General features: G+C 66.7%; 15 protein-coding genes. 10 read left to right on the top strand and 5 right to left on the bottom strand.

Going from position 1 to position 18,716, the window contains the following annotated elements:
• Positions 1–6 precede the first annotated feature (6 nt).
• The gene (gene fdnG, locus J0L98_RS04975; protein WP_296410438.1) at positions 7–3,078 is read right to left on the bottom strand and encodes a formate dehydrogenase-N subunit alpha; all 3,072 of its coding nucleotides are present in this window, start codon (positions 3,076–3,078) and stop codon (positions 7–9) included.
• 342 nt (positions 3,079–3,420) lie between these two features.
• Between fdnG and J0L98_RS04970 the strand changes: the two genes are divergently transcribed.
• The 4 genes from J0L98_RS04970 (at position 3,421) to phnE (ending at position 7,182) form a co-directional block, all read left to right on the top strand.
• Positions 3,421–4,302, top strand: coding sequence for a putative selenate ABC transporter substrate-binding protein (locus J0L98_RS04970; RefSeq protein WP_296410437.1), 882 nt, complete (start codon positions 3,421–3,423; stop codon positions 4,300–4,302).
• Positions 4,303–4,470: 168 nt separating this feature from the next.
• A complete protein-coding gene (locus J0L98_RS04965) occupies positions 4,471–5,280 on the top strand; it encodes an ATP-binding cassette domain-containing protein (RefSeq protein ID WP_296410436.1) in 810 nt (269 codons plus the stop codon).
• A gap of 313 nt (positions 5,281–5,593) precedes the next feature.
• Entirely contained in the window at positions 5,594–6,415 is an 822-nt protein-coding gene (locus tag J0L98_RS04960) for an ABC transporter permease subunit (RefSeq protein ID WP_296410435.1), read from the top strand.
• Positions 6,412–7,182, top strand: coding sequence for a phosphonate ABC transporter, permease protein PhnE (phnE, locus tag J0L98_RS04955; RefSeq protein WP_296410434.1), 771 nt, complete (start codon positions 6,412–6,414; stop codon positions 7,180–7,182). Before J0L98_RS04960 ends, phnE begins: the two co-directional genes overlap by 4 nt.
• A 10-nt stretch (positions 7,183–7,192) precedes the next feature.
• On the opposite strand, the gene J0L98_RS04950 is transcribed toward phnE, so the two are convergent.
• Both J0L98_RS04950 and J0L98_RS04945 read right to left on the bottom strand, forming a co-directional pair.
• A complete protein-coding gene (locus J0L98_RS04950) occupies positions 7,193–9,274 on the bottom strand; it encodes a cache domain-containing protein (RefSeq protein WP_365954240.1) in 2,082 nt (693 codons plus the stop codon).
• Positions 9,275–9,305: 31 nt separating this feature from the next.
• The gene (locus J0L98_RS04945) at positions 9,306–10,682 is read right to left on the bottom strand and encodes a sigma-54 dependent transcriptional regulator (protein WP_296410432.1); all 1,377 of its coding nucleotides are present in this window, start codon (positions 10,680–10,682) and stop codon (positions 9,306–9,308) included.
• Positions 10,683–10,892: 210 nt separating this feature from the next.
• Here J0L98_RS04945 and J0L98_RS04940 point away from each other — a divergent pair, with 210 nt between their 5' ends.
• Positions 10,893–11,345, top strand: a complete 453-nt coding sequence (locus J0L98_RS04940) for a hypothetical protein (protein WP_296410430.1) — start codon at positions 10,893–10,895, stop codon at positions 11,343–11,345.
• A gap of 15 nt (positions 11,346–11,360) precedes the next feature.
• Entirely contained in the window at positions 11,361–13,427 is a 2,067-nt protein-coding gene (locus J0L98_RS04935) for a M13 family metallopeptidase (protein WP_296410428.1), read from the top strand.
• Between the two features lie 55 nt (positions 13,428–13,482).
• Here the strand turns inward: J0L98_RS04935 and J0L98_RS04930 are convergent, their stop codons facing one another.
• Positions 13,483–14,100, bottom strand: coding sequence for an NAD(P)-dependent oxidoreductase (locus tag J0L98_RS04930; RefSeq protein ID WP_296410426.1), 618 nt, complete (start codon positions 14,098–14,100; stop codon positions 13,483–13,485).
• 109 nt (positions 14,101–14,209) lie between these two features.
• Here J0L98_RS04930 and J0L98_RS04925 point away from each other — a divergent pair, with 109 nt between their 5' ends.
• Positions 14,210–15,115, top strand: coding sequence for a LysR family transcriptional regulator (locus J0L98_RS04925; protein WP_296410424.1), 906 nt, complete (start codon positions 14,210–14,212; stop codon positions 15,113–15,115).
• Positions 15,116–15,154: 39 nt separating this feature from the next.
• On the opposite strand, the gene J0L98_RS04920 is transcribed toward J0L98_RS04925, so the two are convergent.
• Complete coding sequence (locus tag J0L98_RS04920; RefSeq protein WP_296410423.1) at positions 15,155–15,697, bottom strand: DUF2058 domain-containing protein; 543 nt, start codon at positions 15,695–15,697, stop codon at positions 15,155–15,157.
• Between the two features lie 147 nt (positions 15,698–15,844).
• On the opposite strand from J0L98_RS04920, the gene J0L98_RS04915 reads away from it, so the two are divergent.
• The 3 genes from J0L98_RS04915 to J0L98_RS04905 all read left to right on the top strand — a co-directional run bounded on the left by J0L98_RS04915 (position 15,845) and on the right by J0L98_RS04905 (position 18,692).
• Positions 15,845–16,915 carry a DUF1176 domain-containing protein gene (locus tag J0L98_RS04915; RefSeq protein WP_296410422.1) on the top strand — a complete coding sequence of 357 codons (1,071 nt, stop codon included), beginning with the start codon at positions 15,845–15,847 and terminating at the stop codon, positions 16,913–16,915.
• 216 nt (positions 16,916–17,131) lie between these two features.
• Positions 17,132–17,416 carry a helix-turn-helix domain-containing protein gene (locus tag J0L98_RS04910; protein WP_296410420.1) on the top strand — a complete coding sequence of 95 codons (285 nt, stop codon included), beginning with the start codon at positions 17,132–17,134 and terminating at the stop codon, positions 17,414–17,416.
• The gene (locus J0L98_RS04905; RefSeq protein WP_296410418.1) at positions 17,364–18,692 is read left to right on the top strand and encodes a HipA domain-containing protein; all 1,329 of its coding nucleotides are present in this window, start codon (positions 17,364–17,366) and stop codon (positions 18,690–18,692) included. Before J0L98_RS04910 ends, J0L98_RS04905 begins: the two co-directional genes overlap by 53 nt.
• Positions 18,693–18,716 lie beyond the last annotated feature (24 nt).

Raw genomic sequence — 18,716 nt, 5'->3', positions numbered from 1 at the left:
ATCTCCTCAGGCTTTCTCGACGTTGACCAGGAAGGACTTGAACTCCGGCGTCTGGGTGTTCCCGTCTCCCACGAAAGGCGTCAAGGTGTTGGTGATGAAGCCGTTCTTGGCTACCCCCTTGAAGCCCCAGTGGAGCGGAATCCCGACGTGGTGGACAGTCTTTCCGTCGACCTTGAGGGGTTTGATGCGCTTGGTCACCACCGCCACGGCCTTGATGTAGCCCCGGTTGGAGCTCACCTTGACCCTGTCGCCGGCCCGGATGCCCTTCTCCGCCGCCAGCGCCTCGCCGATCTCGACAAACTGCTCGGGCTGGGTGATGGCGTTGGACTCCACGTGCTTGGTCCAGTAGTGGAAGTGCTCGGTGAGCCGGTAGGTGGTCGCCGCATAGGGGAAGTCCTTGGCGGTGCCGAAGGCCTCCATGTCTCCCTTGAACACCCGTGCAGCCGGATTGGACGTGGCCTTGGGGTTGTTGCGGTGCATCGGGTTGACGCCGATGGGCGTCTCGAAGGGCTCGTAGTGCTCGGGGAAGGGGCCTTCGTTCATCATGCCGCGGGCGAAGAAGCGGGCGATGCCCTCCGGGTTCATGATGAAGGGGCCCATGCCGTCCTCGGGGGCGGAATCCACCTTGAAGTCGGGCACGTCGGAGCCGACCCACTTGCTCTGGGCGGCGTCCCACCACACCTGCTTGCGCTTGGCATCCCACGGCTTGCCGGCCGGATCGGCCGCCGCGCGGTTGTAGAGGATGCGCCGGTTGGCCGGCCAGGCGAAGGACCAGCCCAGGGTTTGGCCGTTGTGGAAGGGATCGGCGTTGTCACGCCGGGCCATCATGTTGCCCTTCTCGGTCCACGCGCCGGAGAAGATCCAGCAGCCGCAGGCGGTGGAGCCGTCGTCACGCAGCTGGGCAAAGCCGTCGAGCAGCTCGCCACCCTTCTTGATGAGCTTGGTCGGGTCCTTCGGATCGGCCAGATCGGCCAGGGCCTTGCCGTTGTACTCCTTGGCCAGCTCTTCGGGTGAGGGCTCGTAGGGCACCTTGTAGGGCCACGACAGGTTGAGGATGGCGTCCGGGAAGGCGCCGCCGTCCTTCTTGTACATGTCGCGCAGGCGCAGGAACAGGCCGGCCATGATCTCCGGGTCGGTCTTGGCGTCACCGGGGGGCTCGGCGCCCTTCCAGTGCCACTGCAGCCAGCGGCCGGAGTTGACGATGGCGCCGTCCTCTTCGGCAAAGCAGGTGGACGGCAGGCGGAACACCGTGGTCTGGATCTGCGCCGGGTCCACGTTGTTGAACTCGCCGTAGTTCTGCCAGAACTCGGAGGTTTCGGTGGCCAGCGGGTCGATCACCACCAGGTACTTGAGCTTGGACAGCGCGGCCCCCACCTTCGCCTTGTTGGGGAAGGAATTGAGGGGGTTGAAGCCCTGGGCGATGTAGCCGTTCATCTTGCCCTGGTGCATCAGCTCGAAGACCTGCAGCACGTCGTAAGTCTTGTCGAGCTTGGGCAGGTAGTCGAAGGCCCAGTTGTTTTCCTTGGTGGCGGCGTTGCCGTACCAGGCCTTCATCAGGCTGACGTGGAACTTGCCGTAGTTCTGCCAGTACGACAGCTGCCCCGGCCGCATGGGCTTGGGCGCGCGCTTGGCGATGTAGGCGTCGTAGTCGGTTTCCTTCTCGCCCGGCAGGGTCATGTAGCCCGGCAGCAGGTTGGAGAGCAGGCCCAGGTCGGTGAGGCCCTGGATGTTGGAGTGACCGCGCAGGGCATTGACGCCACCCCCGGCCCGGCCGATGTTGCCCAGCAGCAGCTGGACCATGGCCGCGGTGCGGATGATCTGCGAGCCGGTGGAGTGCTGGGTCCAGCCGAGGGCGTAGAGGATGGTCATCACCCGGTCCGGCGTGTGGCTGGAGGCGAGCAGCTCGGCCACCTGCAGGAACTTGTCCTTCGGCGTGCCGCAGATGTTCTCCACCACGTCCGGGGTGTAGCGGCTGAAGTGGGCCTTCATCAGGTTCCACACGCAGCGCGGGTTCTCCAGGCTGGGGTCGGTCTTGACGAAGCCGTCCTCACCCATCTGGTAATCCCAGCTGGACTTGTCGTACTTGCGCTTCTCCACGTCGTAGCCGGTGAAGAAGCCGTCCGCGAAGGCGAAGTCGTCCTTCACGAGGTAAGTCATGTCGGTGTAGGACTTGATGTAGTCCATGTGCACCTTGTTGTTGGTGATCAGGTAATGGATCACCCCGCCCAGGAAGGCGATGTCGGTGCCGGTGCGGATGGGCGCGTAGAGGTCGGCCATCGCGGCGGAGCGCGTGAAACGCGGATCCACGACCACGAGGCGGGCCTTGTTCTTGGCCTTCGCTTCGGTCACCCATTTGAAGCCGCAGGGGTGGGCTTCGGCGGCGTTTCCGCCCATGATCAGGATCACGTCCGCATTCTTGATGTCGGTCCAGTGATTGGTCATGGCACCGCGGCCATACGTCGGGGCAAGACTTGCCACCGTCGGGCCGTGTCAGACACGCGCTTGGTTATCGAATGCGAGCATTCCCAGGTTGCGCACCACCTTGTGGGTGATGTAGCCGGCCTCGTTGCTGGAGGCGGAGGCGGCGAGGAAACCGGTGGTGAGCCAGCGGTTAACCGTCACGCCATCGGCGTTCTTGGCGACGAAATTGGCGTCGCGGTCTTCCTTCATCAGCTTGGCGATACGGGTGAAGGCCTCGTCCCAGCCGATGCGCTTCCATTCCTTGCTGCCGGGCTCGCGCACTTCCGGGTACTTGAGCCGGTTCTTGCTGTGCACGAAGTCGAGCAGGCCGGCGCCCTTGGGGCACAGGCTGCCGCGATTGACCGGATGGTCCGGGTCGCCTTCGATGTGGATGATCTCGGCGTGGGCGTTTTTCGCCTTGTCGCCGAGGCTGTACATGATGATGCCGCAACCGACCGAACAGTACGGACAGGTGTTGCGCGTTTCCGTGGTGCGCGCGAGCTTGAAGGTGCGAACTTCGGCGAGGGCCGCAGTGGGCGAAAAGCCCATCGCGACCAGACTCGATCCGGTCAAGCCCCCGGCAGCCACCTTGAAGAACTGGCGCCGTGAGAGTTGCATGGTGACTCTTCCTCCTCCGTTGTTGTTGATGAACAGCGTCTTGTCGCCTTGCAATCCCCGCGCCAGGGGTGGGGGCTTTAAGAATCAAGTGCTTGCTGGTGATTTCGGGCTGGCTGGCGGGACATTTTGTCCATTTCGCGGACAAAATGTCCCGCCTCGCCGGCCAGCCACCCAAGCCTGTTCACTCTTCCGTGCACCGCCGCTATAGTCGGCCCCGCGGTCTGTGTACCGCTTTGATGTTTTCAGCGGGCCCGGTGTTGCCGGTGTCCGGAATTCAGCCGGGGCCGTACTCCCTCGTCCCGGCGGCGGGTGCCCTGTGGGGTGCCAATCGAGGAGCTGTCCATGACTTCCATGCCCTACCCGCGGCGTGCGCTGCTGCGCGCCTGTGTTGCTTCCGCCCTGGCCGGTCTCGCCGGTCTGCCTGCGCTGGTCCATGCCGAGGATGTCCTCCGGGTGTCGGCCATTCCCGACGAGGCGCCCACCGAACTGCAGCGCAAGTTCGCTCCCCTGGGGGCTTACCTTGAGGCTGAAACGGGCATGAAGGTCAGCTTCGTGCCGGTGACCGACTACGCTGCCGTGGTCGAGGCCCTGGCGACCCGCAAGATCGACATGGCCTGGCTGGGCGGTTTCACCTTCGTGCAGGCCAAGATCCGCACCAACGGCACGGCTGTGCCCCTGGTCCAGCGCGCCGAGGACGCCAAGTTCACCTCGCGTTTCATCACCGCCAGCGACAGCATCAAGGGCTTTGCCGACCTCAAGGGCAAGACCTTTGCCTTCGGTTCCCCCTCCTCCACGTCGGGCCACCTGATGCCGCGCTACTTCCTGGGCCAGGAAGGCATCAACCCGGACAAGGACTTCAAGAGCACCGCCTTCTCGGGCGCCCACGACGCCACCGTGGCCTTCGTGCAGGCCGGCAAGGTGGATGCGGGCGTGCTGAACGCCTCGGTGTGGGACAAGCTGGTGGAGCAGAAGAAGGTGGACACCACCAAGGTCCGCGTCTTTGCCACCACCCCGCCCTACTTCGACTACAACTGGACGGTGCGCGGTGACCTGGACCCGAAGATCCAGGCCAAGCTCACCCAGGCCTTCCTCAAGCTCGATCCGGCCAACCCCGCCCACAAGGAAATCATGGCCCTGCAGCGCGCGAGCAAGTTCATCCCCACCAAGGCGGAGAACTACAAGGGCATCGAGACGGCGGCCCAGGCGGCGGGGTTGTTGAAATAAGGCCGGGATCGGGTCGAATCTCTCCGTAGAGGCGATTTGTGGGGGCGACTTGTAGGGGCGACTTCAGTCGCCCATCCGTGCGTCGATCACCGACAAACCCTTGATCGGAGTCCGCGGGCGACTGAAGTCGCCCCTACATCGGCCCCTGGATAGAAAACAAGGATCACCATGGGTTTCTCCCTCGAAGGCGTCGGGCTGACCCACGCCAACGGCTTTCACGCCCTGCGCGGCGTCGACCTGCGTGTGGCGGCGGGCGAGCGGGTGGCCTTGATCGGGGCGTCCGGTGCGGGCAAGACCACCCTGCTGCGGGTGCTCGCCGCGTCCCTGCGTCCGACCGGGGGGCGGGTGTGCCTGCTCGGGGGCGAACCCTGGGTGGATTCGCCCCGCGCCCTGCGTCGCCTGCGTGCGCGCATCGGCCTGGTGCACCAGTCGCCACCCATTCCGCCGCGCCAGCGGGTGGTGACGGCGGTGCTGGCCGGGCGCCTGGGCCAGTGGCCCCTGTGGAAGGCGCTGGCATCGCTGGTGTTGCCGGTTGACCCGGAGGGTGCCGCCCGGGAGCTGGCGCGCCTGGACCTGGCCGAGCGGCTTTATGCGCGCTGCGACCGCCTGTCCGGCGGCCAGCTACAGCGGGTGGCCCTGGCCCGGGTGCTGTACCAGCAGCCCGAGCTGCTGCTTGCCGACGAACCGGTGTCGGCCATGGATCCGGCCCTCTCCGAACTCACCGTGGCCCTGCTCAACGAGGAGGCAGTGCGTCGCGGGGTGACCCTGGTTGCCAGCCTGCATGCGGTGGATCTGGCCCTGCGTCACTTTCCGCGGGTGGTCGGGGTGAAGGAAGGGGCGATCGTCTTCGATCTGCCGGCGGACCAGGTGAGCGAGGCCATGCTGCGGGATCTTTACGCGGCGGAAGGGGTGCTGCCTGTTTCCGGCGAGCCGGCCGATGCTCCTGCCCCCGGCCTGCCGCCCTTGAGGTGCGCATGAGGCCCGGCCATGACTGCAGGGGGGATGTCATCCGACGGCTGGCGCGTTTGCTGCCGTGGGGTCGAGTTCATCCAGTTTTCCTCAGTTTGACGGGTCGTCTGACGGTCGATGCGGCCACTCCTGCAGGGGCGACTTCAGTCGCCCTCCACGCGTTGATCGCGAGCAAACCGTTGCCCCACGTCCGCGGGCGACTGAAGTCGCCCTCACCGTCCCACTATTCGCCGTCAGAGCCTTCCATAGACGCCTACAGCTTTACCCATCGGGTGATCCAGCAAGTGGTGCTCAAGCCCCTGCCTGCATCGGGCCTGTCGCGATGAGCACCGCTACCCGCGATCCGGCGGCCTTGCCGCGGCTGGGCTGGACCCTGGTGGCGCTGGTGCTGCTGTGGCCCCTGCTGCGTCTGACGGACTTTCGTCCGGCGGCCCTGTTCGAGGCGGGCAACCTGCAGGCCATGGGGCATTTTCTGGGGGGCTTCCTGCCGCCCGAGACCGCGCCTGAATTTCTGGCGATGCTGGCCCGGGCCACGGTCGAGACCCTGGCCATGGCGACGGCGGGCATTGCCCTGTCCATGCTGCTGGCGGTGCCCCTGGGCCTGCTGATGACCCGCAGCCTGTCGATCTCGCGCCTGGGGCCGGGGCGTGGTGGCTGGGTCGGGCAGATCCTGCGCGGCCTGGCCCGCGGGGTACTGGCAGTGCTGCGAGGGGTGCCGGAGCTGGTGTGGGCGCTGCTGTTCGTGCGCGTCTTCGGCCTGGGGGCGGCGGCTGGTGTGTTGGCCCTGGGCATCACCTACGGGGGCATGCTGGGCAAGGTGTACGGTGAGATCCTCGAATCCACCGATGCCCGCCCGGCGCGCATCCTGCTGGAAGCCGGCAGCGGGCGCCTTGCTGCCCTGTGCTACGGGCTGCTGCCCAATGCGGCCCAGGAGCTGGTGTCCTACACCGTGTATCGCTGGGAGTGCGCGGTGCGCGCCTCGGTGGTGATGGGCTTCGTCGGCGCGGGTGGCCTCGGCCAGCTGATGGATCAGTCCATGAAGATGCTCAATGGCGGTGAGGCGGCAAGCATCCTGGCCACCTTCCTGGTACTGGTGCTGGCGGCGGATGGCTTGTCCGGCTTTCTGCGCAGGCGGCTGGCATGAGGGCAGGCATCTCCCTTGGCGCGCTGCTGGCCGTGGCCCTGCTGCTGGCGGCCGTGGGCGCCAGCTTTGCTTTTCTCGACATGCCCCTGGGCGCCCTGTTCACGGGGTCGGCTGCCAATGAGGCGGCGGACTTTGTGAAGCGCTTCTTTCCGCCGGAGACCTCCGCTGACTTCCTGGCCAAGGTGGCTTGGGCGGCGCTGGAAACCCTGGCCATCTCCCTTCTCAGCACCCTGCTGGCGGCGATCCTGGCGGCCGGCCTGGCCTTGCCTGCGGCGGGTCGCCAGGGCTGGCTGGTCGGGCAGGTGGCGCGCTTCAGCCTCAACCTGCTGCGCTCGGTGCCCGAGCTGGTGTGGGCCACCCTGATGGTGCTGGCGGCTGGTCTTGGCCCCTTCGCCGGTACCCTGGCGCTGGCCCTGCACACCACCGGGGTGCTCGGACGCCTGTTTGCCGAGGCGCTGGAGAACACGCCAGCGGCACCGTCCGAGGCCCTTGTCAGCAGTGGTGCCCCGGCGCTGGCCACCTTCCTCTACGGCACCCTGCCCCTGGTGGCGCCCCAGTGGCTGGCCTACGCCCTGTACCGCTGGGAGATGAACATCCGCATGGCGGCGATTCTGGGCTTTGTCGGGGCCGGCGGCTTGGGCGCCCAGTTGTATTACAGCCTGTCCCTGTTCCACGAGGCGGAGGCCAGCACTGTCATCCTGGCCATGCTGATGATGGCGGTGGTAGTGGACGGGGTGAGCGCCTGGCTGCGGCGCGCATCGGCCTGAGTGGAGCGGTTTAGCGTCGCGGCCGGGTCTCGATCCAGCGGGCGGTGAAGCCGGGGGCTGTGGGGGCGTCGGCGTAGCGCGCCTCGCTGCGCAGGTGCACGGTGAAACAGGCGCCCTGCCCGGGCTTGCTGGCCACCGAGATGTGGCCACCGTAGCGTTCCACGATGGTGTAGCTGATGGATAGCCCGAGCCCGGTGCCCGAGCCCTTCTTGGTGGTGAAAAACGGGTCGAAGATGCGTGACAGGTCCTCGGCGGCGATGCCTTGGCCGGTGTCGCAGACCTCCATCGCAGCACCCACCGTTCGGCCATCTTCTTCCCAGTCGCGGATGCGCAGGCGCAGACTGCCGCCGTCGGGCATGGCCTGGATGGCATTGACGATGAGGTTGATGAGGACTTGCTGCAGTTCGCTGGCGTTCACCTCGACCTTGCAGGTGGCCGCAGCGTCCACGTGGACGTCGATGTTGCGGCGTTCCAGGTTGTGGCGGGTCAGCACCAGGCAGTCGGCGATGAGGGCGTTGGGGTCTACGCCCTCGGTATAGCCGGCGAACTCCCCGGGGCGGGCAAACTGCAGCAGCTTGGTGACGATCAGCCAGATGCGGTGGGTCTGCTCGTGGATCAGGCGGATCTCCTCGCGCACCGGCTCGGCGGCCGGGCCGAGGATCTCCTTCATCACATCCAGGTTGCCCTGGATCACCGCCACCGGGTTGTTGATCTCGTGGGCCACGCCGGCGGTGAGTTCGCCGATGGCGGCGAGTTTCTCGGTCATGGCCAGGTGGTGGCGGGCCTGTTCCAGGGTGGCGTTGGCCGCCTGCAGTTCGAGGGTGCGTTCGGCCACTTTGCGGTCCAGTTCGTCCCCCCAGCGCTGCAGCTCGGCCCGGCGGGCGGCGAGGGTGTCGAGGAGGCCGTCGAAGGCCGCTGCGAGCTGGCCGATCTCGTCCTGGCTGGCCACCGGGCCGACCCGTGCTTCGGCATCGCCCGCGCCGACGCGGTCGATGGTGGCGCCCACCTGTTCCAGGGGCTTGAAGATGCTCTGCGCCCAGCGCAGGGACAGCACGCAGCCGGCCACGCTGACCGACACGAAGACCGCGAACAGGGTGAACATCGCGCCCTGCATGGCGGCGCTGAAGGGGGCTTCCAGGAAGCCCACGTAGAGCATGCCGACGCGCTTGCCGAAGCTGTCGATCACCGGCTCGTAGCCCGACACGTAGTAGTCATTCACCACGAAGGCAGTGTCGAGCCACACCTTGCCCTCCTGCAGCACGTGGTCGCGCACGGCCCGGGAGGCACGGGTGCCGAGGGCGCGCTCACCCTCGAACAGGCGCACGTTGGTGGCGATGCGGGTGTCGCCGAGGAACAGGGTGGCGGTACCGCGGCTGCCCAGGGGCAGGGTGCCCTCCCGGTAGATGATGGCGTTGATGCGATCCACCATGTCGCTGTTGCCATTGAGCAGTACGCCGCCTTCCAGCACGGCGATGAGCTGCCCACCTTCATCGCGCACCGGGATGGCGGCATGGATCATCAGCCCGCGGGTTTCCTCCAGGCGCTCGTCGGGGGCGGCGTTGGGGGTGGGCACCAGGCTCAGGCGGGCCCGCTGGCGCAGGGCGGGGTCGATGGCGGCGAGCTGTTCGGCATCGAAGACGTCGATGGCGGTGGCGGCTTCACCGGCCAGGGCCTTGCGCACCACCGGCCAGGCGCCGCGCTCTGCGCCCGGCTGGCGTGACCGGGTCGTCCCCTGCAGCGCACCGTGGGTGTCGAGCAGATAGAGGAAGTCCAGCCCGGTCTGCTGACGGGCTTCGTCAAGGTAGCGCCCGATGCCTGCCCCGCCGGGCGCCGCCATGGCCCGGGCCAGGCGCTGGGAACCAGCCAGGGCCGCGATGTCCACGGCCATGGTCTGGTGCATGTGGGCAAAATACTCGTGGGCGGTGACCAGGTCGGAGCTGACCTTGTAGCTGACCAGCTGCTGGTAGCCCTGGGTGCCCCACATCCACACCAGCCCGAGCAGGATGGGCACGCCGAGGAACAGGGGCGCCAGCACCATGGCCAGCAGCTTGCTGCGGACCGAGCGGCTGAGGCGTTCCCGGACGTCGATCAAGGGCGGGCGCCCCACCGACACGCCGGGCCGGTCATGCCAGGCCCCACTCCACCGCCTTGCGGTCGAGGGTCTTGCGGGACACGCCCAGCAGGGTGGCGGCGTGGGTCTTGTTGCCGCCGCATTGGTCGAGAACGGCCAGGATGTGGCGCTTCTCCACCTCGGCCAGGCTCAGGGGCAGGGGGTCGGCCATGCCCTGGACCTGGTTGTGCACCGGCAGGCTGCCCAGGATCAGTGAACGTTCGATGAGGTTGCGCAGCTCGCGCACGTTTCCAGGCCAGGGATAGGTGGCCAGGCTGACCAGGTCGGCGGGCGTGACGGTGAGGGGCGGCAGGCCCAGGCGCGAGGACAGCTGGGCGTTGAAGTGCTGCACCAGTTCGGCTACGTCTTCGGGGCGCTGGCGCAGGGGCGGGATCGACAGGGTGAGCACCTCGAGGCGGTAGAACAGATCGCGCCGGAAGCGCCCCGCCGCCACTTCGGCGTGCAGGTCGCGGTTGGTGGCAGCCACCACGCGCACGTCCACCGGCACCTCGGCCTCGCTGCCCACCGGGCGGATGCGCCGCTCTTCCAGCACGCGCAGCAGCTTGGTCTGCATGGCCAGGGGCAGCTCGCCCACCTCGTCGAGGAACAGGGTGCCGCCGTTGGCGTAGTGGAACAGGCCGCGCCGGGCTTCACGGGCACCGGTGAAGGCGCCCCGCACGTGGCCGAAAAGTTCGCTTTCGATCAGTTCCGCGGACACCGCCGCGCAGTTGAGGGGCACGAAGGAACGCTCGGCCCGCGGGCTCATCTGGTGCAGGGCCCGCGCTGTCACCTCCTTGCCGACGCCCGATTCGCCAAGGATGAGCACGGTGGCCGGGGTGGGCGCGACGCGCCGGATCATGTCACACAGGGCGCGCATCGGTGCCGAATGGCCGATCAGTCCGGCTACTTCACCCCCCAGGCCGGCCACCTGGCGCTGCAGCACGAAGTTCTCGCGGTACAGGCGGGCGCGTTCGAAGCAGCGTTGCAGGGAATTGATGATCTGATCGACCCGGAAGGGCTTGAGCACGAAGTCGGAGGCCCCGGCGCGCAGGGCGTCGATGGCGGTTTCGATGTCGGCAAAGGCGGTGATCAGGATCACGTCGCCGGCAAAGCCGGCGTTCTTCAGGCTGCGCAGCCACTCCATGCCCGAGCGGCCCGGCAGGGCGATATCGAGCACGATGGCGTCGAAGTGATGTTCGCGCAGGCGCTCGGCACCCTCTTCGGCCGATCCGGCCACCTCCACTCGACAACCCCGGGCCCGCAGGGCGCGTTCCAGAAAGTTGCGCACCCCGGCTTCGTCGTCCACCACCAGCACGGCATACTCGGACCAGGCGGCTTCCCGATGATCGGCGACCGCGGTGTCTGTGGTGTTGGGGGGGCATGGATTCATGGCTGCGATTTAACCATGCGGGCGGGGGATTGTCAGGGCGATGCATTGGCCGTAATGCGTGTCCGTGAAACTTCCAGGCCAGCTAACATGCTGCGCCAGAGATCCCGAATGGGTGAGCCTGCGATGGTTTCATACCACCTCCCGCTGCGTTGCCCCGTCAGACCTCGATCCGGCCTCTTTCAAAGACTGACCCACTCTAGGGAGAACCCCATGAAACCTGCCCTGCTCCTGCTCGCGCCTGTCTGCCTGTTGCTCCACACCCCGGCTCATGCGATCAATGCCAAGTATGCCCAGCAGCTTGAGCGTTCCGGCTGTACCCAGGTGTCGGAGGCCCAGGGCTGTGACATCACCAAGTCGAAGGCGGAGAACGCCAAGGCGGGCTTCGGCAGCGCACCGTTGGAGGCGCCCGGCGTGGCAACACCCTACGCCGGGCAGTGGGTGGCCAGGTCGGATGCGGGTGCCACGGTGGCGACGATCCGTATCGACGCCAAGGAAAAGGTGTGGGTGAATGGCAAGCCGGTGAAGGCAAAGCGAAGCGACGGAGCCCTGGTGTTCCGGGTGGGCACCGTGACCTACACGATCCAGGGTGACCGTCGCCTCAAGGGCGAGGATGGGTGGATGGATCACGACGCCGGTACCAAAGGCCTGATTGTCAGCGAGTGAGAGAAGGAAATGAGCATGAAGCACTTCCCGATGCGTCTTGTCGTGGCGGCCATGGCTGCCTGTTCCGTCCAGGCTGTCCAGGCCGGCGAGGTTCCCAGCTTCGGCTTTCCGGCCGGCTTCTCGGTGGACAAGATGGACCGCAGCGCCGACCCCCGCAAGGATTTCACCCGCTACGCCGCCGGCCGCTGGTACGACGCCATGCAGATCCCCGCGGACAGCGTGCGCATCTCGGGCCTCGACCTGATGTCCAGGCGCACGGACGTGATCCTGCTCCAGGTGGTGGAAGAGGCGGCACGCCAGGCCGCGTCTGCACCCAAGGGCAGCCCCACCCAGCAGGTGGGTGATCTCTACACGGCAGGCATGGACGAGGCCCGCCTGAAGGCCCTGGGCCATGCGCCCCTCAAACCGGTGTTCGAGCGCATCGCTGCCATCACGGACAGGAGCGGGCTGGCCCCGGAGCTGGCCCGCCTGTATCTGGCGACCAACGAACCCGTTGCGCTGGGCGCGGGCATTGCCCCGGGTATCCGTGACAAGACCCGCTACATTGTGGTGGTGGGTGACGGCGCGCTCGTGATGCCGAACTTCGAGGATTACCTCAAGCCGGAGTCGGCCCGCTTCCGGGAGGCCTATCTCACCTACGTGACGGACACCATGGTGCTGGCCGGTTTTGCTGACGCGGAGGCCAAGGCTTTTGCAGCGCGGCTGCTGGCCCTGGAAACGCGGATTGCCCGGGTGCGCCAGCCCCTCGTGGAGCATCAGGATCCTGAGAAGCGCTTCGTGGAGATGCCTTACGCCAGGATCAAGGCGCTGACGCCGGGTTTTGACTGGGACGCCTACTTCGCGACGATCGGCCTGGCCCCGCCGTCCACTGTCACGGCCCTCGAGGTGAAGTCCATGGTCGAACGGGCTGCCATCTTCGCCGAGCTGCCCCTGGACGAGCTGAGAACCTACCTCAAGTGGGAGTACCTGCGCATGAGCCTGGGGGGCCTGTCCACCGACTTCAATGCCCCCGCCCTGACCTTCACCCGCGCTTTCTACGGCTCGGGCTTCGAGCTGCCGCCCCGCTCCAAGCAGGTGTTCGACAAGATCGCCGGGAAGATCGGCCATCCCCTGGGCCGTTTGTATGTGGCCAAGCACTTCAGCCCGGCATCACGCCACGCGGTGGAGGACATGGTGGGACGCGTGCGGGCCGAGTTCCGTGCCCGCCTCGAAAAGAACACCTGGCTCACCGCCGCCACCCGCAAGCAGGCCCTGACCAAGCTCGACAAGGTGTCCATCACCGTGGGCTATCCGGACCAGTGGATCGATACCTCGTCGGTGGATGTGCGTGCCGACGATTATTTCGGCAACCTGGAGCGCATCACCACCTTCATGGCCCGGCGTGATCTGGCCCGATTTGGCGGGCCGATCCAGCAGGATGCCTTTGCCGATCCCCACTCCACCCTGCCCACCGTCATCAACGCGGCCTACAGCCCCATGCGCAACGCCATCGAGATTCCCGCGGCTTTCCTGCAGCCGCCAATCTACGATCCCAAGGGTGACCCGGCCACCAACTTCTGCGCCATCGGCGCCGTGATCGGCCATGAGCTGACCCATGGTTTCGACTCGGGCGGACGCCAGTACGACGAGCTGGGCAATGTCCGCAACTGGTGGGTCAAGGATGACGAGACCCGCTTCGTCGCCCAGGCCGGCAAGCTGGTGAGCCAGGCCAATGCCTACCAGGTGCTCCCCGGGCTGCACGCCAACGGTGCCCTCGCCGTCACTGAGAATCTCGCCGACGTGGGTGGCGTGGCCTTTGCCTATGGCGCCCTCGAGAAATACCTCAAGGCCCATCCCCGGGAGAACCGCCCCATCGACGGGCTGAGCCAGCAACAGCGCTGTTTTGTGGCCTGGGCCCAGATGTGGTCGGACAAGGCCCGGGAGGGCTACCTGCGTCAGGTCACCGCCACCGACGCCCACCCCCCGGGCGGTTACCGCGCCTACTCGGCCTCCCAGCATGAGCCGGGCTTCTACAAGGCCTTCGGCATCCGCAAGGGTGACCCCATGTGGCTGGACCCGAAGGATCGCGTGAAGATCTGGTAAGCGGAGAAACCCAGGGCGGCCCACCCGTAAGGGGGCGGGCCGCCCCAAGCCGGCCTCAATAGCCGACGGTGAAGCGCTGGCGGGGGTGTCGGGGCTGTTCAATCTCATCCACCAGGGCGATGGCGTAGTCCTCCATGGAGATGTGGCTGTTGCCCGCTCCGTCAATCAGCAGCGCGTCGCCGCCCAGGCGGAAGTGGCCCGTGCGTTGGCCCGGCTCGAACAGGGCCGGCGGGGAGATGAAGGTCCAGTCCAGCTCGGTCTCGCCACGCAGGGCCTGCAGGAAGACACCGCCGGCGCTGGCCTCGGCCTTGTAGATCTCCGGAAACTCCGGGGTGTCGATGAGGGCGATGCCCGGGGCCACTTCCAGGCTGCCGGCCCCGCCGACCACCACCACCCGCTTCACCCCGGCCTGCTTCGCTGCGGCGATCAGGGTGGCGGCGTCGATGCCGCCGACAAAGCGTGTGCTGCTGACCACCACATCGTGGCCCTCAAGCAGGCGGGCCAGGGCCTTGCCGTCGGTGACGTCGGCGGCCTGCAGGCTGAGGCCGGGCTGGGCGCTGGCCTGGCCGATGTTCCGGGCGATGCCGGTGACCGTGTGCCGGCGGCCGAGGAGTTCGGTGGCGATGCGGGAACCGGCGCGGCCGGTGATGCCGAGGATAGCGATGTGGGACATGAAAGTTCTCCTGGAACGTTGCGGAGGCGCGTGATTGCTCCTTCCATGTCCGTCATCCTATGTTTCTTGATCCGGCAGAAAAACCGCATAATCGGAAAGTCTTTATTGCATGATCCGATTGAATATGGACCGCATCACCGCCGCCGAAGTGTTCGTGGAGATCGTCGACCGGGGCAGCATGGCCGCCGCCGCCCAGGCGCTGGAGATGTCGCCGGCCATGGTGACCCGCTACCTGCGGGAGATGGAGACCTGGGCCGGGGCCCGGCTGCTGCATCGCACGACCCGCCGCCTGAGCCTCACGCCCCCCGGCGAGCAGGTGCTGGCCCGCTGCCGGGCCATGCTGGAGGTGTCGGCGGCCATGGCGGTGCCGGGCACCGACGAGGCCGATCCCGTGCACGGCATGCTGCGGGTGGCCTGTGCCCCGTCCATGGCCCAGACCGCGCTGGCCCGCGCCCTCCCCGAGTTCCTGCGCCGCCATCCCCGGGCGGCGGTGGACCTGCGTGTGGACTCCCGGGCGGTGAATCTGGTGGAAGAGCGGATTGATCTGGCCATCCGCATCACCAATGACCTGGACCCCAACCTGATCGCCCGTCGGCTGGCAGATTGCGCCTCGGTGATTTGCGCCTCCCCCGCCTATCTGGCGGAGCACGGCACGCCGGCCACGCCCAGTGATCTGAGCACCCATAACTGCCTGACCTACTCCTATTTCGGCCACAGCCTGTGGGAGTTCGTGGACACCCGGGGTGAGCACCTGGGTGTGCCGGTGGGCGGGCGGCTCAGCGCCAACGAGGCCCAGGCGCTGCTGTGTGCCGCCGAGCATGGCGCCGGGATTGCGCTGCAGCCCCGCTATGCGGCCCGCGATCTCATCGCGTCGGGCCGTCTGGTTGCCCTGCTGCCGGGCTACGAGCCCAAGTCACTGGGCATCCATGCGGTGTTCCAGTCGAACCGGCAGATGCGCCCCGTGCTGCGGGCGCTGGTGGATTTTCTGGTGGAATGGTTTGCCCGGCAGCAATGAGGCAGGGGCTGGAAGGCCTGGAGGGGCAGGACGCCCCGCTCACCACATCAGGTCGTCGGGCACCTTGAAGTCGGCGTAGGGGTCGTCCTCGGCGGGGGCTTCGGCCTGCTTCACGTACACCACCCGGGCCGGGTCGCGCTCGGCGATCTTGTCACCGATGGTCTTGGGCAGCAGCTCGGCGGCGTCGCCCTGGCAGACGATCACCAGATGGCCGGCGGCAATGTGGTCGCGCACCTGGGCGGATACGAACATGCGCTTGATCTTGCCATCGTGGGTGTAGTTGTAGGCCACCTCGGCGGCGCCCCGGGTGAGCTTGGCCTGCTTGTGCTGCTGGATCATCTGCACGATCTGCGCCTCAATGGCCTTCTGCCGCGCGGCCGCGTCGCGCTGGGCGTTGAGCTCCCGCGCCCGCTCGGCCTGCTGGCGCTGGATCTCCAGCGCCGCCTGCTTGGCTTCATCCACCGTCTGGACCCCCGACTTGCGGTCGAGCTTCTGCTGGCGCGACTTGTCCTGGTTGAGCTGCTTGGCCTTGCCCTTGCTGACCAGGCCGGCCTTCATGAATTGATCCTGCAACGACGCCATGGGCGTTTCTCCGTGATGTGTGCTGGCCACCGCGGCGGTGGTCGGGATGGGGAGGATAGCAAGGGGCAAATCACTGCGCACGCATTGATGGCGGGGCCACGGGCACATAGACTGCCAGCCACCCTCCCACACCGGCCCCGCCATCCCATGCGTCGCTTTGTTCCGCTGATCTGTGCCCCCCTGCTGCTGGCGGCACCTGCCCTGAATGCCGCCGACCTGCCCGGCACCCGCTTCAACCACGGCGACTGGGAGCTGGCCTGTGACAACACCCGTACCTGCCGGGCCGCCGGCTACAGCATGGACGGCGTCGAGCTGGGCATCTCCGTGCTCCTCACCCGCCCGGCCGGGCCGGGGCAGCCGGTGACGGCCCAGGTGAGAATCGGCCGCTACGACGACAACCCCGTCGTCGACAAACTGCCCCGCAACTTCCAGCTGACCCTCCGCATCAACGCAACGCCCCAGGGCGCCGTCGCCTTCGACAGCGACAGCCTCCTCGGCGAACTCAACAAGGCCCAGACCCAGGCCCTGCTGGCGGCCCTGACCCGCAAGAGCAGCATCGAGTTTGTGCGCAAGGGCAATACCTGGGCGCTCTCCGACACCGGCGCCGCCGCCGTGCTCCTCAAGATGGACGAATTCCAGGGCCGCCTGGGCACCCCCGGCGCCCTCATCCGGCCCGGCACCCAGCCCGAAAGCAAGGCCCTTCCCCCGCTGCCGGGCCTCGTCGTCAAGCCCGGCGCCATCGCCCCCGCCAGGCCGGGCGACAAGACCTGGGTGAAGCAGCAAGGCCCCGCCCTGCTCAAGGCCCTGCACGCCACCCTGAAGAGCGACGAAACCGACTACTGCCCCGACCTCACCGAACCCGATCCGTCCTTCGAAGCCGCCCCCACCGCCACCCGCCTCACCGCCACCCGTCTCCTCGTCGCCACCCGCTGCTGGAGCGGCGCCTACAACGTGGGCTACGGTTACTGGATCGTCAATCAAGCCCCGCCCTACCAGCCCGTGCTGGTCACCACCCAGGGCTCGGAATATGAAGCCGGCACCATCACCGCCACCCAGAAAGGCCGCGGCCTGGGGGATTGCTGGTCGATGGAGGAATGGAAGTGGGACGGCAAGGGCTTCGTGCTGGCCCACGCCACGTCCACGGGCATGTGTAGGCTGATCGCACCGGGCGGCGCGTGGGATCTGCCGACGCGGGTGGGGCTGGGTGGGGGGGAGTGAGGGAAGGCCTGCTCTGGGCTGGCCTGATGGGGGGTGTTGGAAATATTCCTGAGATCGTAGGAATTCATCGGCTATCGGTGGATGCGGATCGAGATTTCCTGCGCTCGTAGGAAACCATGGCAATCGCTGCGGCCTCCGACTATTATTCCTGCGATCACAGGAATAATAGTCGGACGAATCCTTCGTGAGACGACTAAGCGCTGAGGAAAGATCTCCATGAAAAAAACGGTGGATTCCGTCTCGGATATCGGCACGGTGCTCCGTGCTGTCCGCAAGAGCTCCGGCATCCGGATCGACGACCTGGCGGGCATGGTGGGTGTCAGCAAGCAGTTCGCGTCCGACGTGGAGAACGGCAAGGACACCGTGCAGATGGGGCGGGTGTTTCGCTTGCTCCGGGAGCTCGGGGTGCGCGTGTCCGTAGAATTCCACGACTCCGCGGCAGCGGAGCTTGAGCGCCTGGCGCAGCGTGCAGCGCAAAAGCGGGATGCCGGCGGTGAGTGAAGCGCGCGTTCTGGAGATCTATTTCGAGCGCCAGCACGTTGGCCATCTGCTCGAAGAGCAGGACATCTGGACGCTGAGATACGACCCGTTGTGGTCAAGGTCTGCCCAGGCTTTTGACCTGTCACCGGCTCTGCCACGACATCAGCTCGAGCATCGCGACGGGAGCACGGTCAGAACCGTACAGTGGTTCTTCGACAACCTCCTGCCAGAAGAGCATCTGCGCGAAGCGGTCTGCCGGGAAGCCAACGTCCGCGATGCCTTCGACGTCTTGCGATATTTGGGGAGGGAATCGGCTGGCGCCCTGAGCTTGCTGCCGCCCGGAGAGGCACTTCCGACCGACAGCGCGATTGCGCCGCTGCCCGATGAGGCGCTTGTCCGCCGCATCCGCAATCTGCCGCAGCAGACCCTGATCCACGATGCACCAAAGAAGATGTCGGCCGCGGGCGCGCAGCACAAACTGCTGCTGGTCGTGAAAGACGGCGAGCTGTTTGAGCCGGCTGGCGCCACGCCGTCCACGCACATCCTGAAGCCCGACCATCCCGACGTGGAGCGCTATCCGGCATCGGCCTACAACGAATTCCTGACCATGCGGCTGGCCAGGGCGGCAGGGCTGCTCGTCCCGGACGTTACTCTGCGGCGCCTGCCCGACGCCCAGGCGGCGGTCCCGGTCTACATCATCGAACGCTTCGACAGGCTGGGCAGTTTTCCCGATACGCAGCGAAAACACATCATTGACGCCTGCCAGCTGCTCAACATCTCCCGGACGCTGAAGTACAGCCGGGCGTCCCTGGAGACGCTGTACGAGATCAGTACCCTCTCGGCAAATCCTGCGGCAACGCGGTTTCGACTCTTTCGATGGCTGGTCTTCAACGTATTTCTGGCAAATGACGACTGTCACCTGAAGAACCTGTCATTTGTCATGACCGCCCTGGGGCCGGAGCTGGCGCGCCATTACGATCTGCTGAGCACATCCGCCTATCACACCAGAGCATTGGGCACCCAGGACGGACCGTGGCCCGCCGTGCGCATGGCCATTGAACTGCCAGGCGCCGTGAGATTCAACGAGGTGAAGCTCGACAGTCTCATCGAAGCAGGCAAGGCGTTGCGCCTTCCAGCGGAGGCGGCAGCGCGCATCGTGAACGACGTGGCAAAGGGGATTCGCAAGGCCCTCGCCAGCCCGGAGCTGGCGCCCTCTACGCCGATTGAGCAGCGTGTGTTCAAGGTTGTGGATCACATGATTGTTGGGGAGATGCTGGGGCGTTTTGACATAACATAAAATTTACTTTTATCAGGTTTTTGT

The organism is Zoogloea sp. (assembly GCF_017302315.1).
GTDB lineage: Bacteria > Pseudomonadota > Gammaproteobacteria > Burkholderiales > Rhodocyclaceae > Zoogloea.
Note: the sequence above shows the minus strand (reverse complement) of the source record. Positions and strands in the feature narration are given on the sequence as shown.

Coding starts and splice junctions, on each gene's coding strand:
- J0L98_RS04970 (WP_296410437.1), top strand. CDS start 3,421: ATGACTTCCATGCCCTACCCGCGGCGTGCGCTGCTGCGCGCCTGTGTT.
- J0L98_RS04965 (WP_296410436.1), top strand. CDS start 4,471: ATGGGTTTCTCCCTCGAAGGCGTCGGGCTGACCCACGCCAACGGCTTT.
- J0L98_RS04960 (WP_296410435.1), top strand. CDS start 5,594: ATGAGCACCGCTACCCGCGATCCGGCGGCCTTGCCGCGGCTGGGCTGG.
- phnE (WP_296410434.1), top strand. CDS start 6,412: ATGAGGGCAGGCATCTCCCTTGGCGCGCTGCTGGCCGTGGCCCTGCTG.
- J0L98_RS04945 (WP_296410432.1), bottom strand. CDS start 10,682: ATGAATCCATGCCCCCCCAACACCACAGACACCGCGGTCGCCGATCAT.
- J0L98_RS04940 (WP_296410430.1), top strand. CDS start 10,893: ATGAAACCTGCCCTGCTCCTGCTCGCGCCTGTCTGCCTGTTGCTCCAC.
- J0L98_RS04935 (WP_296410428.1), top strand. CDS start 11,361: ATGAAGCACTTCCCGATGCGTCTTGTCGTGGCGGCCATGGCTGCCTGT.
- J0L98_RS04930 (WP_296410426.1), bottom strand. CDS start 14,100: ATGTCCCACATCGCTATCCTCGGCATCACCGGCCGCGCCGGTTCCCGC.
- J0L98_RS04925 (WP_296410424.1), top strand. CDS start 14,210: ATGATCCGATTGAATATGGACCGCATCACCGCCGCCGAAGTGTTCGTG.
- J0L98_RS04920 (WP_296410423.1), bottom strand. CDS start 15,697: ATGGCGTCGTTGCAGGATCAATTCATGAAGGCCGGCCTGGTCAGCAAG.
- J0L98_RS04915 (WP_296410422.1), top strand. CDS start 15,845: ATGCGTCGCTTTGTTCCGCTGATCTGTGCCCCCCTGCTGCTGGCGGCA.
- J0L98_RS04910 (WP_296410420.1), top strand. CDS start 17,132: ATGAAAAAAACGGTGGATTCCGTCTCGGATATCGGCACGGTGCTCCGT.